The organism is Ruegeria sp. BF10, from assembly GCF_056538725.1.
In genome coordinates, this window is sequence record NZ_JBQFTR010000003.1 from 157535 (window position 1) to 173653 (window position 16119).

The following is a 16119-nucleotide window of genomic DNA, read 5'->3' on the forward strand; positions in this document are numbered from 1 at the left end:
CGGGTGCTTTTTGGTCCGGCCTTTCTGGAAAGTCCTGCCAAATTCGGGTAAATGCGCCCGCATTGCAAGCGGCGTTCGAAGCGTATAGATGACGCCGATCCAGCGAATGCAAAGGCCCGTCCCATGTCCGAACCGAAAAAGCTGTTTATCAAGACTTATGGCTGTCAGATGAATGTCTATGACAGCGAACGCATGTCCGAGGCGCTGGGCGGGCAGGGCTATGTCGAAACCAAAACGCCTGACGATGCCGACATGATTCTGCTGAACACCTGTCACATCCGCGAAAAAGCGGCTGAGAAAGTGTATTCGGAACTCGGTCGCTTCAAGGGGCTGAAGGCCGAAAAGCCTGACCTGAAAATCGGTGTGGCGGGATGTGTTGCACAGGCCGAAGGTGAAGAAATCATGCGCCGCCAGCCGCTGGTCGATCTGGTCGTTGGCCCGCAAAGCTATCACCGTCTGCCCGAGATGGAGGCCAAGACCCGAGCGGGCGAAAAGGCGCTGGACACTGATTTCCCGGAAGAAGACAAGTTCGAAAAGCTGAAGAACCGTCCCAAGGCCAAACGCGGCCCGACGGCGTTTCTGACGGTTCAGGAAGGCTGCGACAAGTTCTGCGCCTTCTGCGTCGTGCCTTATACACGTGGGGCCGAAGTCAGCCGTCCGGCGGATCGCATCATCCGCGAAGCCCATGATCTGGTTGAACGCGGCGTGCGCGAGATCACGCTGTTGGGTCAGAACGTCAACGCCTATCACGGGGCCGGACCCGACGGAGATATGACCCTGGCCGGGTTGATCTGGGAACTGAACAAGGTTGACGGGCTGGAACGTATCCGTTTCACCACGTCCCACCCCAATGACATGGCCGATGACCTGATCGAGGCGCATGGCACCTGTGACAAGCTGATGCCGTATCTGCACCTGCCGGTTCAGTCGGGCTCGGACCGTATCCTCAAGCGAATGAATCGCAGCCACACGGCAGAAAGCTATCTGCGCCTGATCGAGCGCATTCGTGCGGCACGCCCGGATATCGTGATGTCGGGGGATTTCATCGTCGGCTTCCCCGAAGAAACCGAAGAGGATTTTCAGGCAACGATGGATTTGGTTGAAGAGGTCAAATACGGCTACGCCTATTCCTTCAAATACTCCACACGCCCGGGAACACCTGCGGCCGAGCGGGCTCAGGTTGATCCGGCTGCGGCGGATGATCGGTTGCAGCGTCTTCAGGCCCTTATCACCCGTCATCAAAGGGAAATTCAGGACGGTATGGTTGGCCGTACAGTCCGCGTCTTGTTCGAAAAACCGGGCCGTCTGCCTGGTCAAATGGTCGGAAAATCCGAGTATCTTCACTCGGTTCACGTAAAAGGCCCCGAGATTGCCGTTGGTGATCTGAAAGAGGTCCGGATCACCGAGTCAGGCGCCAACTCTTTGGCGGGCGAACTGCTCTGAGTCGGTGAGATTCCGCCGTTCAGGCACCATAGTTGGTGTTTGTTTCCAAAATTTACCCTTGATTTATTGCTTGGAACTATGTTCCGAGAGGAGCCATGTTTTTTGGGGCGCCAGTTTTTGCGTCTAAAAAACGATTATACGCCGATCCGAAGGTCGGAGTGATGGAGGTATGAGTGTCAATCTTGAAGAGCTTCAGGGCCTTGAGCCTGGTGAAAACCTTGCCCGTGGCTTCCGCGGTCACTCTACTTGCCAGCGCGACGATTGCCGGGGATTTGAAAGGCAAAACAACCGATCCAGTTGTAATTAGCCCCAAGAAATTCAGCAGTGACGTCAGTGCATTTTACCTGGGGATTTCTGGTGGCTACGGTTCGGGCAGGGACGATCGATTTGGTCTGAGAACGCCCGCCGGGCTGTTTGATGTCGGCGACCTCAAAGTGTCCGGAACTTATGGTGGCTTTCGCGGTGGTTGGCGCGGTGTTCTGCCTTCCAGGTGGGGGCGTGATTTCGTCTATGGTTTTGAAGTCAGTTATGATTTCGGATCCTTGGATGACAGTGTACGGGCCCAGATCGGCGGGTCTAACGTCGAGGGTGGGGCCGAGATATCTGACGTTTTGTCCCTCAAATATCGAAGCGGCCTGACAAGCCGAAACGGTCGGGTTCTCTACTTTTTCAGCGTCGGGTACCTGTGGGGCGATGTTGAAACGACCAACAGCATCACATCGGGAACTTCGGTGCAGAGCTTTTCGGCGTCGGACAGGCGGGGCGGATACACCGCAAGCATCGGTGCCGAACACAAGCTGACCGACAATTGGTCAGTCACCGGCGAATACGAATACGTCCAGTTCAAATCCGAGGACGTTCAATTCGGTTCGGGCTTTTCCACGAAGTCGACACCGAAATACGGCGGTTTGAGATTCGGGCTGAACTATACTTTCTGATGCCCGTATGACATGAATTTTTCTTTACCGTGATCGGCGCTTTTGTCATCCGTGGGCTTATTTTTGAAACTGTGGCTTGCGCCCACCGAGATTTGTTGGCTACGCTCGGGGTGAACCGCCAAGACAGGAGAACGGATTGGCCATCGGTGCCCTGACCCCACCGCAAGATGAAATGCCCCAACGCGAGGCGTTTGTAGAGTTTCCCGACAACCGATTGTTGATTGACCTGTGTGGCGAATACGACCGCAATCTGACCGACATCGAAAGCAAGCTTTCCGTCCAGATCGTACGCCGCGGCAATCAGCTTGTCGTGATGGGCGATGAGGAAGCTCAGAAGCAGGCTATCGAGGTGCTGCAATCGCTTTACACGCGGCTGGAAGGCGGGCGTGAGGTCGAGGCCGCGGACGTGGACCGGGAACTGCGGATGGGTGGTTCGGAACAGGGGACCGGCAGCCGAGACGGCGATCAGCTGGAAATGTTCAAGGGCGGTTCAGTCGAGATCAAAACCCGCAAGAAACTGGTCGAACCGCGCACGGACGCCCAGAAGGCTTATGTGCAGTCACTGTTTCAAAACGAGCTTGCATTTGGCATCGGACCTGCCGGCACGGGGAAAACCTATCTGGCTGTCGCCGTGGGCGTGTCGATGTTCATTGGCGGACATGTGGATCGAATCATCCTCAGCCGTCCGGCGGTCGAGGCGGGGGAAAAACTGGGCTATCTGCCCGGTGACATGAAAGACAAGGTCGATCCCTACATGCAGCCGCTGTACGACGCGCTGAATGATTTTCTGCCCGGCAAGCAACTGGCCAAGCTGATCGAGGAAAAGCGAATCGAAATAGCGCCGCTGGCGTTCATGCGTGGACGCACATTGGCCAATGCGTTCGTGGTGCTGGACGAAGCACAGAACGCCACGACCATGCAGATGAAGATGTTCCTGACTCGTCTGGGCGAGGGCAGCCGCATGGTAATCACCGGCGACAGGTCTCAGGTGGATTTGCCACGCGGCGTCCAGTCCGGGCTTCAGGATGCGGAAAGACTGTTGAAAACGATTCCCAATATCAGCTTCAACTATTTCACGTCCAAAGACGTGGTTCGCCACCCGCTTGTGGCCGCGATCATCGAGGCGTATGAGGCGGATGCGGGCCGCGAAACCAGTTGATTGCAAGGCTCATTCACAGGGCTGTTGTGCGATAAGATGAATCTGGAACTCACTGTCGAAGACGACCGGTGGCAAGGGCTTGAAGCTTTGTCGCGGCAGGCGATATCCGCCGTCCTGTCCCATGCGGAACTGGACCCGGAGTGTTGCGAGGTCAGCGTTCTGGGATGCGATGACGCGCGCATTTCGGAACTGAACGCCGAGTTTCGCGGCAAACCTACCGCCACCAACGTTCTGAGCTGGCCGGCAGAAGATTTGGCCCCGGACGAAGCCGGGCAAGCGCCGCATCCGCCAAAGCCGGATTTCACCGGTGAAATTCCTTTGGGCGATATTGCGATTTCCTTCGACACATGTGCGCGAGAGGCCGATGAGGCAGGCAAGGACATTGACGATCACGTCATTCATTTGCTTGTTCACGGAACGTTGCATTTGCTGGGATATGATCACATTCGTGACCCCGATGCCGCTTTGATGGAAGGGATTGAGGTCGAGATACTTGGCAAGTTGGGTATAGATGACCCATATAAGGTATAAAGTGGGTCATGTGACCCGATCAGTTGGAACAAGGTAATGGGCGAAACAGACGGCAGTTCTGGGGCAGCGCAAAGCGCGCAACCTCAGGACAGCGGCAATGATACAGAAGAGAAAAGCGGGTTTATTTCCCGAATTTTCGATGCGTTTTCGGGTCATGAGACTCAGCAAAACCCGGTGATGAATGGGCAGAGCGCAGCGGCCGCTCGGCCTCATGGGATGATGAACCTGCGCCGGATGCGCGTCGAAGACGTGGCCATTCCCACGGCCGAGATCATCGCGGTTCCTTCTACCATCACCAAGGATGAACTGGCCGACGTGTTCCGGGACAGTGGGTTGTCCAGAATCCCGGTCTATGAAGGAACGCTGGATACGCCGTTGGGCTTCGTTCACCTCAAGGATTTCGCACTGACCCATGGTTTCAATGGCGGTGCGGACAAGTTTGACCTGAAATCCATGTTGCGCACGCTTTTGTTCGTGCCGCCTTCAATGCCGATCGGGGTCCTGCTGACCAAGATGCAGACCGAACGTCGCCATATGGCGTTGGTGATTGATGAGTATGGCGGAGTCGACGGGCTGCTGACGATCGAAGACCTGATAGAACAGGTCGTGGGTGAAATCGCGGACGAACACGATGCAGACGAAGATCAGCTCTGGGTGCAGGAAAAGCCGGGCTGTTACGTTGTGCAGGCACGTGTGCCGCTTGAGGACTTCGAGGCCGAGATCGGCAGATCCCTGACCAGCCACGAGGATGTGGATGAAGAAGACATCGACACGCTTGGCGGGCTTGTGTTCATGCTGTCCGGGCGTGTTCCGGCGCGGGGTGAGGTCGTGATCCATCCGGAAGGACCGGAATTCGAAGTGATCGAAGCCGACCCGCGGCGCATCAAACGGTTGCGCGTCATGCTGCCGGACGTGGCTGCATGACGCCTGTCCGGGGCTGGCCGTCATCGTTGAGATTTTTTGCCGCGGCCGCACTGGGCGCCGTCGGCGCTTTTGGCCAGGCGCCGCATGGGTATTGGGGCGCTACGGTTCTTGCGCTGATTTTGATCGTTCCGGTTTTCCTTGCCAGTGAAACCCGCGCTCGCGCGGGGTGGATCGGCTGGTTCTTCGCCACCGGCTATTTTGCACATGCACTCAGCTGGATCATCGAGCCCTTTCAAGTGGACGCAGAGCGCCACGCCTGGATGGCACCGTTCGCGCTGGTGTTCATGGCCGGCGGGCTCGCCCTGTTCTGGGCGGTTGCGTTTCGACTGGCGCGGCATGTTGGCGCGACCGCCATGCAGCAAGGCGTTTTGCTGATCGCAACGCTGTCGCTGGCCGAACTGGCACGGGGATATGTGCTGACCGGATTCCCCTGGGGCGGAGTGGCGCAAATCTGGGTGAATACGCCCGTGGCGCAAGTGCTGTCTCTGGTGGGGCCATATGGCTTGAATGCGCTGACATTTGCCGTGGCGTTTCCGATAGGGGCGGCAATGGTTCAGGAAAGACGCGTGCGTGCACTGGTCCGGCCACTGGGATTTGCGGTTGCGGCGGCGGTGCTGGCGATTGGCTATGGGTCGATGCGGCCAACGGTTCAGGACAGCCCGCACACAGTTCGTGTTGTTCAGCCCAACGCGCCGCAGCACCAAAAGTGGGACCCGGCTTTTGCGCCCTTGTTTTTCGCCCGTCAGATTGAGTATTCAGCCGCTTTGCCCGGACCGGACCTGATCGTCTGGCCCGAGACCTCAGTTCCAGCCTGGCTGGGCAGCGCACAACCGTATTTGACGGCCATCGCGGATGCAGCTCAGGGGACGCCCGTGGTTTTGGGGATCCAGCGCGGAGACGGCCCGAGGATCTTCAACTCGATGGTCTATCTGGATGAAGCCGGGCAGCAGGGCGGTCTGTATGACAAACACCATCTGGCCCCTTTTGGGGAATATGTGCCTTTTGGCGAGTTGATGGGCCGTTTTGGGATTTATGGGATGGCGGCCACGACGGGGCATGGATTCAGCGCGGGGCCGGGGCCTGATCTTTTGGACCTTGGCGAATTGGGAAAGGCGTTGCCTCTGATCTGTTACGAAGCCGTGTTCCCGCAGGATGTGAACGGTGCGCCGGGCCGGGCAGACTTTCTGTTGCAGATCACCAATGACGCATGGTTCGGAACGCGTTCCGGACCGTTTCAGCATCTGGCGCAGGCCCGGATGAGGGCGATTGAGCAGGGTCTGCCGATGATCCGTTCGGCCAATACCGGCATATCGGCCATGATTGACCCGCTGGGTCAGGTCACGGCCTCATTGGCTTTGGGCGAGGCGGGATACGTGGATGTGATCCTGCCGCAGCCACAACGGCCAACAGTTTATTCCCGCATCGGGGACAGCCCCGTTCTTGCTGCGCTATTGTTTCTTGCTGCACTGGCGTGGTTCAACATCCGTCGCCTGACCAAATAATTAGAGATTGACCCCATCTTGAAGCGCGCGTATGCGTCTGTGACCTGTCACAACGGCTTCCTGGCGTGGCGGAGAAACCCCTAATGGAGCGCATTTATGTCCCGACAGAACTATACATTTACTTCGGAATCCGTTTCCGAAGGGCATCCTGACAAGGTCTGCGACCGTATCTCGGATGCTGTCCTTGATGCATTTCTCAACGAAGAACCAGAAGCCCGTGTGGCCTGCGAAACCTTTGCAACAACCAACCGGGTTGTGATCGGTGGCGAAGTAGGCCTGTCTGATCAAGACAAGCTGCACGACTACATGGGGCGCATCGAACAGATCGCTCGTGATTGTGTGAAAGACATCGGTTACGAGCAGGACAAGTTTCACCACGAAACCGTCGAAGTAACCAACCTGCTGCACGAACAATCCGCCCATATCGCTCAGGGCGTTGATGCGGCGGATGACAAGGACGAAGGTGCCGGCGACCAGGGCATCATGTTTGGTTATGCCACGACTGAAACTCCGGCGCTGATGCCTGCACCGATCCAGTATTCGCACGCTATCCTGCGGCGTCTGGCGGAAGTACGCAAGAACGGCACCGAACCTGCTTTGGGCCCCGATGCAAAGTCGCAGTTGTCGGTCGTTTATCAGGATGGCAAACCGGTTGGTGTCAGCTCGATCGTTCTTTCTACGCAGCATCTGGATGAAGCGCTGTCTTCTGATGATATCCGCGCCATCGTAGAACCTTACATCCGTGAAACCCTGCCCGACGGCTGGCTGTCGGCAGAAACCGAATGGCACGTCAACCCGACCGGCAAGTTCGTTATTGGCGGACCGGATGGTGACGCGGGCCTGACCGGGCGCAAGATCATCGTGGATACCTATGGCGGCGCGGCCCCGCATGGCGGCGGCGCGTTCTCGGGCAAAGACCCGACCAAGGTTGACCGTTCGGCAGCTTACGCAGCACGATACCTGGCCAAAAACGTCGTGGCGGCCGGCATGGCCGAGCGCTGCACGATTCAGCTGAGCTATGCGATTGGTGTGTCCAAGCCGCTGTCGATCTATGCCGACACGCATGGTACCGGCCAACTGGCGGATGCGGCTATCGAGAAAGCCGTGGGTGAGGTCATGGATCTGACGCCGCGCGGCATTCGCCAGCATCTGCAACTGAACAAGCCAATCTATCAGCGCACTGCTGCCTACGGCCACTTTGGTCGTCAGCCGAGCGATGATGGGGGGTTCAGCTGGGAACGCACCGATCTGGTCGATGCGTTGAAATCCGCAGTCTGATCTGAACAACACAAAGCGCGCCTTTCAGGGCGCGCTTTTTCCTCGTGTGGACCGCGCGCCCTTGCAACGTTCTCTGGCCCGCAGTATGGCGACCGCCATGAGCACCGAGACCCCACAACGCCCGCGCAGAAACTTCTATGGCCGCTTTAAGGGCAAGACCCTGAAGCCCAGCCAAAAGACCTATCTGAACGAAGATCTGGCGGCTTTGTCGCCCGGCGCGGTGGATTGGGAAACAAACCCTGAACGCAGACCGTTGGACCTGAACAAGCTGTTCGGCGGCAAGCCGGTCTGGCTGGAAGTCGGCTTTGGCGGTGGCGAACATCTGGTTCATCAGGCGCAAAGCAACCCCGACATCGGCATCATCGGGGCCGAGCCCTATATCAACGGCGTTGCCATGCTGCTGGGCAAAATCCGGCAGGCGGGGGTTGAGAATCTTGCTGTACATCCCGGCGATGCCCGTGACCTGTTCGACGTGCTGCCAGAGGCCAGTATATCGCGCGCCTTCCTTCTGTATCCTGACCCGTGGCCCAAAACCCGGCATCACCGTCGCCGTTTCGTGACACCGGAACATCTTGAACCGTTGGCGAAGGTCCTGAAGCCCGGATCGATCTTCCGGGTCGCCACGGACATCCCCGACTATGTGCGGCAGACACTGGAGGAAGTCCCCCGCGCCGGGTTCGAGTGGCTGGCCGAACGCCCCGCAGATTGGCGCGAGCCGTGGGACGACTGGATTTCCACACGCTACGAGCAGAAGGCCTTGCGTGAAGGTCGCACGCCCCATTACCTGACCTTCCGCCGCAAAGACTGATTGCCGCTGGACCAACCGGTGCCAATTCGCTAATCGGCTTGAGCACTGATAGCGCAAAAGGAGCCCCCATGTCCGGACACGGAACGCCCATCCCGATGACTTCGCATCCCTGCGGCCCGCTGACCGGCACGGCAGAGGTGCCGGGCGACAAGTCGATTTCGCACCGGTCACTGATCCTTGGTGCGATGGCCGTGGGCGAGACCAGGATCTCGGGGTTGCTCGAAGGTGAGGACGTCTTGGACACCGCAAAGGCAATGCGGGCATTCGGGGCAGAAGTCACAGATCATGGCGGCGGCGAATGGACCGTGCACGGCGTGGGTGTCGGCGGGTTTGCCGAACCGGATCAGGTGATTGACTGCGGCAATTCCGGCACCGGGGTGCGACTGATCATGGGTGCCATGGCGACCTCGCCGATTGTGGCAACGTTTACCGGGGATTCCAGCCTGAACAAGCGTCCCATGGCGCGGGTAACGGATCCGCTTGCGTTGTTTGGTGCGCAGGCCGTGGGCCGCTCGGGGGGACGTTTGCCAATGACGATCGTCGGTGCGGCAGACCCGACTCCGGTCCGGTACGAAGTTCCGGTGCCCTCGGCCCAGGTGAAATCCGCCGTCCTGCTGGCGGGGCTGAATGCCCCCGGTAAAACCGTGGTTATCGAGAAAGAGGCGACCCGCGATCATTCCGAGCGGATGTTGTCCGGGTTCGGTGCCGAAATCACGGTGGAAGACACCGATGAAGGCCGGGTCATCACTTTGACGGGGCGCCCCGAATTGAAGCCGCAGGTCATCGCCGTTCCACGCGACCCGTCCAGCGCGGCCTTCCCGGTTTGTGCGGCGCTGATCACGCCCGGTTCGGACGTTCTGGTGCCGGGTATCGGCCTGAACCCCACGCGCGCGGGCCTGTTCACGACGCTGCGCGAGATGGGTGCCGACCTGACCTATGAAAACGAACGCGAAGAGGGCGGCGAGCCGGTTGCCGATCTGCGCGCGAAATACTCGCCAAACATGAAGGGCATTGACGTGCCGCCTGAACGCGCGGCCTCGATGATCGACGAATATCCCGTTTTGTCAGTGGTTGCCGCAAACGCCATGGGCACGACGATGATGGGCGGAGTGAAGGAACTCCGAGTGAAGGAAAGCGACCGCATCGACGCCATGGCACGCGGTCTGCGCGCCAACGGCGTCACGGTCAACGAGGGTGACGACTGGTGGTCGGTCGAAGGGTTGGGTATCGGCAAGGTTCCGGGTGGCGGGACGTGCGAAAGCTTCCTGGATCACCGCATTGCCATGTCCTTCATGGTGATGGGCATGGGCGCGCAGAACCCGGTAAGCGTGGATGATGGCGGCCCGATCGCGACCTCCTTCCCGATTTTTGAGCCGTTGATGGCGTCGCTTGGTGCAAAGGTAGAGCGCAGGTGAGCTTCACTGTCGCGATTGACGGACCTGCGGCTGCGGGCAAGGGCACGATCTCCAAAGCCGTGGCGGCGCATTTCGGGTTTGCGCATCTGGACACCGGCTTGCTGTATCGCGCCGTCGGGCGGCGTACCCTCGAAGGGTTTGGTGCGCTTGAAGCTGCGCAGGCCCTGACCGCCGAAGAGCTTGAGCAGGGTGATCTGCGCACGGCTGAAATCGCGCAGGCCGCCTCCAAAGTGGCGGTGATCCCCGAGGTTCGCGCTGCCTTGGTGGATTTTCAGCGCGCCTTTGCCCGAAGGTCAGGCGGGGCGGTCTTGGATGGGCGCGACATCGGGACGGTGATTTGTCCCAATGCCGAGGTGAAGCTGTTTGTAACGGCCAGCCCGGAGGTGCGAGCCGAACGCCGGTTTCTGGAGCTTAGCGCAAAAGGGGCTGACGTGACGCGCGAACAGGTTCTGGCAGATGTCAAAGAGCGGGATGCGCGGGACGCAGAGCGCAGCGCTGCGCCGATGAAGCCAGCTGAGGATGCAGTGCAACTGGATACAACAGACCTCAGCATCGAGGCTGCATTGGCCAAAGCGCTTGAAATCATCAGCGCGAAACTGCCCACGACGCGCTGACGTCGCAGGCAGGGGGGCAGAATTTACAGCTCGCCAACGGCGATGCTTTTGATGTTTGCCCACTGTTCATCCGCCGTTTTTGCGGTGGCGGGAACGTCTTTCAGGAAGGCCGCGCGGGTTTCTGCGTTCAGGAACAGGTACAGTTTTCCATCTGCTACCAGGTACTGATCCGGGTCACCGTCGAACTTCTTGCCGACCGATACGCCGAATGAACAGAACCCACCATGCTGCGGCAGGTAGGCCTCCGGGTTTGCTTCGAACGCTTCGAGGTTGGCGGCGGTGGTGAAGTAATAGGATGCGCCATCATAGGTCGCCGTGTGGGTGGCGAAGCCTTCGACCGGGTTGCCATCATTGACCAATGCAACCAGATCGACCCCATGTGCGGCAAGCGGGGCGCCTGCGGCCGAGATGCCGTTCGACACGTTGATTTCGTCGGCGGCAAAAGCCGGAGTGGACAGGGCGATAGCAGCTGCCAGGGCGGTGAAGACGATGGTTTTCATTACACGTTTCCTTTTGGTTCTGGGTTCGGGTCGATCGGATCGTCGACCGGTGAAACATAGTTAGGGGATGAAAGTTGTACGTGTAATCGCAGATAGCCCATCAGATATTGCAGATCGTACAGGTATCTGAATTGAGGGAAGGCGCATTCACCAAGCTTTGTTTGGTCAGTGTGGTTTTCGGTACCTATGCTGAAAGAATGCCCTCAGGAGTGTCATCATGATCCGATTAGCCCTCATTCTTGTTTTCATTGCCCGAAGCCTTGCCGCGCAAGAGCCCGTGCAAAGCCCACCCGAAGCTGAGCCGCCGATGACGTATGAACGGCTGGGCAACATTCTTTTTGCGCTTGACCCCGAAGCAGAGCCGAGCGGCCCCGGGTTTCAATTGACGATTGCAGGGGTGCAGGTCTTGGTCATCACCGACACCAATGCGGATCGGATGCGGGCCATGGTCCCGATCCGCAGCGCCGAGGCCCTGTCGGAGGAAGACTTGATCCGAATGATGCAGGCCAATTTCGACAGCACGCTGGATGCCCGGTACGCGATCGCCAATGGCACCTTGTGGGCTGCGTTTATCCACCCGTTGTCCCTGTTGGAAAAAGACCAGTTGATCTCGGGGCTGGCCCAGACTGTGAACATCGCCAGGACATATGGCACCCTGTATTCCGGCGGCGCGGCAGAGTTCGGAGGCGGCGACAGCACCGATCTGCAACGAGAGCTGATTGAAGAGCTGCTGAAGAAAGGCGAAGAGATCTGAGCGGCACCGTGAATCTGGGATTGGCGTGACGCCAGCGGACTGGCCGTCGTTGCACGGCCGGGTCTTCAGTCCGGTTCGTCATAGGCCCTAGATGGATTCGGGAAAGCTGTTATAGTTTCTTCCCAGCGAAAAGGGAAAGCTGCGACACAACCCGCACATAAAACGGGGGCGCAGCAAAAAATTCCCAAGCCAACAGGGACAAAACTACATGAACAATCGTTTGAACAAAATCACCATCGTGGGTGGCGGTACGGCTGGATGGATGACCGCGCTGATCCTGGACATGGTATTTTCCCGCACGTCAGCGCCCAAGGATCGACCGAAAATATGCCTGATCGAAAGCCCGAATATCTCGACCGTGGGGGTGGGTGAAGCTACGGTTCCGCGCATGCCTGTCACGCTGCGTCAGGCGGGCATTTCAGAGCGGAGTTTCTTCCGCGAGACCAACGCGTCCTTCAAGCTGGGTGTGAAATTCTGCAACTGGAACAATGACGCCAAGGGCAATCGCATCGATTACATGAATCCCTTTGCGCACGGCCAGATGCTTGAGGGGCTGGAGGCCGCCGAGTATTACCTGCGCTTCGGCAATGGCGACAGGGATTTCACGCAGTCCATATCACCGCATGATGATCTGGCCCGTTTGTGCAAAGGCGCGCGTCCGTTGGGCCAGCCGGAATTCGAGCAACGGTTTGGGTATGCCTATCACCTGGATGCCGTAAAGTTCGCAGGCATGCTGACCAGGGTCTGCACGAAGCGCGGAGTGGAGCATATCCGGGATGAGGTGCAAACGGTTGAGTTGGATGAACAGGGCAATGTCAGTCATCTCATGCTCGAGGCAAAAGGCCGCCATGACATTGAGATGGTCGTGGATTGCACCGGGTTTCGCGGGCTGATCATCAACAAGGCACTCGGTGAGCCATTTTTGGATTACTCTGACTACTTGCCCAATGATCGGGCCATGGCGTTGCAGATCGAACATCCGGATCCTGACAAGATCGAAAGCGCCACAAGATCCACTGCCTTGGGCGCAGGTTGGACATGGCGCGTACCGCTTTTTAACCGCGTGGGCACAGGATATGTCTATTCGTCGGCACACCGCACGGATGATCAGGCCGCGGACGAATACCTTGAATGGCTGGGTGACAGCGGCAAGGGTTTGACACCGCGCGTGATCCCGATGCGCGTCGGTCGCGTGCGCAATGCCTGGGTCAAGAATTGCGTGGCCATAGGCCTGTCCGGCGGGTTCATTGAACCGCTGGAAAGCACGGCGATCCATATGATTGACCATGCGATCCGCTGGTTCGCCGAGCATTTGCCTACGCGAGACATCGAGCCTTCGCTGAGGGACAGATACAATCGGCAGATGGACAAGCTCTATAACGAGGTTCTGGAATTCATCTGTTTGCACTATCGGTTGGGCAACCGTACCGATGACCAATACTGGATCGATGCGCGCACCGAGATGAAGATACCGGATCGGTTGGCCGAAAATCTTGAATTGTGGCAGTATCGCCTGCCGATGGACCACGATATCGAGTTCGCCACATTGTTTGACAGCCGCGTTTATCAAACCGTTCTGTTGGGCAAACAGGTCTATGATACCGGCTATGGTTCAGGCATCCGTGATCGACTTCGACCGTTGAAGAAACCGATCTGGTTCCAGGGCATGAAGAACGCGAAAATGGATCTGGCGAAAATCATCAAGTCGATGCCGGATCACAAAACACTGTTGCGCGATATCCGGGGGGAGCTTGAGCAACCTGCCTTTGGAATGGCCGCGGCAATGAAACCGACAGTGGCGATGCCGGGCACGGCGCCAGCCCCTGTTGTCATCGAAAACATGCCGAACTTTGCTGAAATTCAAAGCGGCAAAAAGGATCTGCAACTGTTCTGAATGCTTCCTGCCCGTTGCGCAGGGAGTGTTTGCAGGAAAGGCGGGGCGTAAACTCCCCGTCTTTTTTGCTTCCGCCTGCTTTGTCGATGTGTAATGTAATTACATATAAACTGCGAAAGGCGGCCGTATTGCGACAACAGAAGAAACAAGGGCAAACAAGGGGGCGGAACTTGCGGAGCACCCTCAAACGTCGGAGACGAAAGGCATCGCCTATGCAGGCTTACGACTCTCTGCCGTCAGGGCTGCGCCAGTGGTTGGCCTCGGCAAGCTTGCCGTGGAGCCCCGTTTCTGCGCAGAAAATCTGGAACCGGGCTGGGGGTGCGCGCAACCCTTCCGCAGCGTTGATGCGATTGGACGCAATCGAACAGGCCATGCTGCGGCGCGATGCCGGGGTTTGGAGTTTCAAAACCGGCAACGCGCCTGGGCACAGGGCCGCCAAACCTTGAAAATATGGGCTTTGCCCTTGCACATACCGGGAAATCCGCCTATACGACGCGCTGTCGATACACGGGCGGTCAACGTCCGGATGACGTTTCTGAGCAGGGCCGGGTTACCTCGGCCCTTTGTGTTTGTTTGCTCAGGGGCGCACCGGATCACGCCTGAAGACATCATGAAACAAGACCGGCGGAGACAACCGCTCGGCCAGCAAAAACGTATTGTAAAGGAAAACAACGCCACATGGCTAACGCATCCATGGAGGAATTCGAAGCCCTCCTGAATGAAAGCTTCGAAATGGACACGCCCGAAGAGGGTTCTGTTGTCAAAGGCAAGGTTCTGGCGATCGAAGCCGGCCAGGCCATCATCGACGTCGGCTACAAAATGGAAGGCCGCGTTGATCTGAAAGAATTCGCAAATCCCGGCGAAGCCCCTGAAATCGCTGTTGGCGACGAGGTCGAAGTATACCTGCGCGCCGCAGAAAACGCCCGTGGCGAAGCCGTCATCTCGCGCGAGATGGCCCGCCGTGAAGAGGCATGGGACCGTCTGGAAAAAGCATATGCCGACGACCAGCGCGTCGAAGGTGCAATCTTTGGTCGCGTCAAAGGTGGTTTCACCGTTGATCTGGGTGGCGCAGTTGCATTCCTGCCCGGCAGCCAGGTTGACGTGCGCCCCGTGCGCGACGCCGGCCCGCTGATGGGTCTGAAGCAGCCGTTCCAGATTCTGAAAATGGACCGTCGCCGTGGCAACATCGTTGTGTCGCGTCGCGCAATCCTGGAAGAATCGCGTGCCGAACAGCGTGCGGAAGTCATCGGCAACCTGTCCGAAGGTCAGACCGTCGAGGGTGTCGTCAAGAACATCACCGAATACGGCGCATTTGTTGACCTGGGCGGCGTTGACGGCCTGCTGCACGTCACCGACATGGCATGGCGCCGTGTGAACCACCCATCCGAGATCCTGTCGATCGGCGAAACCATCAAGGTTCAGGTCATCAAGATCAACAAAGAGACCCACCGCATCAGCCTGGGCATGAAGCAGTTGCAGGAAGATCCGTGGGATCTGGTTGCGGCCAAGTACCCGCTGGGCTCGGTCCATCAGGGTCGCGTCACCAACATCACCGACTACGGCGCGTTCGTCGAGTTGGAAGCCGGTGTCGAAGGTCTGGTGCACGTGTCCGAGATGTCCTGGACCAAGAAAAACGTCCACCCCGGCAAGATCGTTTCGACCAGCCAGGAAGTCGACGTCATGGTTCTGGAAATCGACGGCGCCAAGCGTCGCGTGTCTCTGGGCCTGAAGCAGACTCAGCGCAACCCATGGGAAGTGTTTGCAGAAACACACCCCGAGGGCACCGAGGTCGAAGGCGAAGTCAAGAACATCACCGAATTCGGTCTGTTCATCGGCCTCGAAGGCGACATCGACGGCATGGTTCACCTGTCCGACCTGTCCTGGGACGAGCGTGGCGAGGATGCCATCCAGAACTACCGCAAGGGCGACGTCGTTCAGGCGGTCGTCTCGGAAGTTGACGTTGAAAAAGAGCGTATCTCGCTGTCGATCAAAGCCCTGGGCGGTGACAAGTTCGCCGAAGCCGTGGGCGGCGTGAAGCGTGGCTCGGTCATCACCGTCGAAGTCACCGCGATCGAAGATGGCGGCATCGAGGTCGAATACGAAGGCATGAAGTCGTTCATCCGTCGTTCGGACCTGTCGCGTGACCGTGCCGAACAGCGCCCCGAGCGTTTCTCGGTCGGTGACAAGGTCGACGTCCGCGTCACCAACGTCGACAGCAAGACCCGTCGTCTGGGCCTGTCGATCAAGGCGCGCGAGATCGCCGAAGAGAAAGAGGCCGTGGAACAGTACGGTTCCTCCGATTCGGGCGCATCGCTGGGCGATATCCTGGGTGCAGCGCTGAAATCCGGCGACTAAGTTC

15 protein-coding genes and 1 riboswitch are annotated in these 16119 nt (G+C 58.5%); of the genes, 14 read left to right on the forward strand and 1 reads right to left on the reverse strand.

The features are described from left to right. Window positions 1-123 precede the first annotated feature (123 nt). The 10 genes from miaB (at window position 124) to cmk (ending at window position 10612) form a co-directional block, all read left to right on the forward strand. Window positions 124-1443 (forward strand): tRNA (N6-isopentenyl adenosine(37)-C2)-methylthiotransferase MiaB, encoded by a 1320-nt coding sequence (miaB, locus tag ACR0DJ_RS13815; protein ID WP_170344911.1) that lies wholly within the window; start codon window positions 124-126, stop codon window positions 1441-1443. A 224-nt stretch (window positions 1444-1667) separates the two neighbouring features. Beyond that, the gene (locus ACR0DJ_RS13820) at window positions 1668-2381 is read left to right on the forward strand and encodes an outer membrane protein (RefSeq protein ID WP_480686282.1); all 714 of its coding nucleotides are present in this window, start codon (window positions 1668-1670) and stop codon (window positions 2379-2381) included. Window positions 2382-2517: 136 nt separating this feature from the next. Beyond that, complete coding sequence (locus tag ACR0DJ_RS13825; protein WP_425079829.1) at window positions 2518-3540, forward strand: PhoH family protein; 1023 nt, start codon at window positions 2518-2520, stop codon at window positions 3538-3540. Window positions 3541-3576: 36 nt separating this feature from the next. Then, a complete protein-coding gene (ybeY, locus tag ACR0DJ_RS13830; RefSeq protein WP_480685325.1) occupies window positions 3577-4071 on the forward strand; it encodes an rRNA maturation RNase YbeY in 495 nt (164 codons plus the stop codon). A gap of 36 nt (window positions 4072-4107) precedes the next feature. Continuing rightward, on the forward strand, window positions 4108-4995 hold the full coding sequence (locus ACR0DJ_RS13835) for a hemolysin family protein (protein ID WP_480685326.1): 888 nt from the start codon (window positions 4108-4110) through the stop codon (window positions 4993-4995). Beyond that, a complete protein-coding gene (gene lnt, locus ACR0DJ_RS13840; protein ID WP_480685327.1) occupies window positions 4992-6497 on the forward strand; it encodes an apolipoprotein N-acyltransferase in 1506 nt (501 codons plus the stop codon). The genes ACR0DJ_RS13835 and lnt overlap by 4 nt, the downstream gene beginning before the upstream one ends. Window positions 6498-6538: 41 nt before the next feature. Beyond that, window positions 6539-6588: riboswitch (SAM-SAH riboswitch) on the forward strand. Window positions 6589-6593: 5 nt separating this feature from the next. Next, on the forward strand, window positions 6594-7775 hold the full coding sequence (gene metK, locus ACR0DJ_RS13845; RefSeq protein WP_170344916.1) for a methionine adenosyltransferase: 1182 nt from the start codon (window positions 6594-6596) through the stop codon (window positions 7773-7775). A 97-nt stretch (window positions 7776-7872) separates the two neighbouring features. Beyond that, the gene (gene trmB, locus ACR0DJ_RS13850) at window positions 7873-8583 is read left to right on the forward strand and encodes a tRNA (guanosine(46)-N7)-methyltransferase TrmB (RefSeq protein ID WP_480685328.1); all 711 of its coding nucleotides are present in this window, start codon (window positions 7873-7875) and stop codon (window positions 8581-8583) included. 68 nt (window positions 8584-8651) lie between these two features. After that, window positions 8652-9998 (forward strand): 3-phosphoshikimate 1-carboxyvinyltransferase, encoded by a 1347-nt coding sequence (gene aroA, locus ACR0DJ_RS13855; RefSeq protein WP_480685329.1) that lies wholly within the window; start codon window positions 8652-8654, stop codon window positions 9996-9998. After that, window positions 9995-10612: a (d)CMP kinase gene (gene cmk, locus ACR0DJ_RS13860; protein WP_480685330.1), complete on the forward strand. Its 618-nt coding sequence runs from the start codon at window positions 9995-9997 to the stop codon at window positions 10610-10612. Before aroA ends, cmk begins: the two co-directional genes overlap by 4 nt. A 23-nt stretch (window positions 10613-10635) precedes the next feature. On the opposite strand, the gene ACR0DJ_RS13865 is transcribed toward cmk, so the two are convergent. Continuing rightward, entirely contained in the window at window positions 10636-11112 is a 477-nt protein-coding gene (locus ACR0DJ_RS13865) for a YHS domain-containing (seleno)protein (protein WP_257600182.1), read from the reverse strand. A gap of 217 nt (window positions 11113-11329) precedes the next feature. On the opposite strand from ACR0DJ_RS13865, the gene ACR0DJ_RS13870 reads away from it, so the two are divergent. The 4 genes from ACR0DJ_RS13870 (at window position 11330) to rpsA (ending at window position 16115) form a co-directional block, all read left to right on the forward strand. After that, window positions 11330-11866, forward strand: a complete 537-nt coding sequence (locus ACR0DJ_RS13870; protein ID WP_170344921.1) for a hypothetical protein — start codon at window positions 11330-11332, stop codon at window positions 11864-11866. A gap of 208 nt (window positions 11867-12074) precedes the next feature. Beyond that, window positions 12075-13760 carry a tryptophan halogenase family protein gene (locus ACR0DJ_RS13875; protein ID WP_170344922.1) on the forward strand — a complete coding sequence of 562 codons (1686 nt, stop codon included), beginning with the start codon at window positions 12075-12077 and terminating at the stop codon, window positions 13758-13760. A gap of 170 nt (window positions 13761-13930) precedes the next feature. Next, window positions 13931-14206: a DUF6525 family protein gene (locus tag ACR0DJ_RS13880; protein ID WP_302476904.1), complete on the forward strand. Its 276-nt coding sequence runs from the start codon at window positions 13931-13933 to the stop codon at window positions 14204-14206. A 232-nt stretch (window positions 14207-14438) separates the two neighbouring features. Further along, window positions 14439-16115: a 30S ribosomal protein S1 gene (rpsA, locus tag ACR0DJ_RS13885; protein WP_170344924.1), complete on the forward strand. Its 1677-nt coding sequence runs from the start codon at window positions 14439-14441 to the stop codon at window positions 16113-16115. Window positions 16116-16119: the final 4 nt, after the last annotated feature.

Excerpts from the sequence above, each read along its gene's own strand:
- trmB (WP_480685328.1), top strand. The coding sequence starts at position 7,873 with ATGAGCACCGAGACCCCACAACGCCCGCGCAGAAACTTCTATGGCCGC.
- lnt (WP_480685327.1), top strand. The coding sequence starts at position 4,992 with ATGACGCCTGTCCGGGGCTGGCCGTCATCGTTGAGATTTTTTGCCGCG.
- ACR0DJ_RS13870 (WP_170344921.1), top strand. The coding sequence starts at position 11,330 with ATGATCCGATTAGCCCTCATTCTTGTTTTCATTGCCCGAAGCCTTGCC.
- ACR0DJ_RS13865 (WP_257600182.1), bottom strand. The coding sequence starts at position 11,112 with ATGAAAACCATCGTCTTCACCGCCCTGGCAGCTGCTATCGCCCTGTCC.
- miaB (WP_170344911.1), top strand. The coding sequence starts at position 124 with ATGTCCGAACCGAAAAAGCTGTTTATCAAGACTTATGGCTGTCAGATG.
- metK (WP_170344916.1), top strand. The coding sequence starts at position 6,594 with ATGTCCCGACAGAACTATACATTTACTTCGGAATCCGTTTCCGAAGGG.
- ybeY (WP_480685325.1), top strand. The coding sequence starts at position 3,577 with ATGAATCTGGAACTCACTGTCGAAGACGACCGGTGGCAAGGGCTTGAA.
- aroA (WP_480685329.1), top strand. The coding sequence starts at position 8,652 with ATGTCCGGACACGGAACGCCCATCCCGATGACTTCGCATCCCTGCGGC.
- ACR0DJ_RS13835 (WP_480685326.1), top strand. The coding sequence starts at position 4,108 with ATGGGCGAAACAGACGGCAGTTCTGGGGCAGCGCAAAGCGCGCAACCT.
- ACR0DJ_RS13875 (WP_170344922.1), top strand. The coding sequence starts at position 12,075 with ATGAACAATCGTTTGAACAAAATCACCATCGTGGGTGGCGGTACGGCT.
- rpsA (WP_170344924.1), top strand. The coding sequence starts at position 14,439 with ATGGCTAACGCATCCATGGAGGAATTCGAAGCCCTCCTGAATGAAAGC.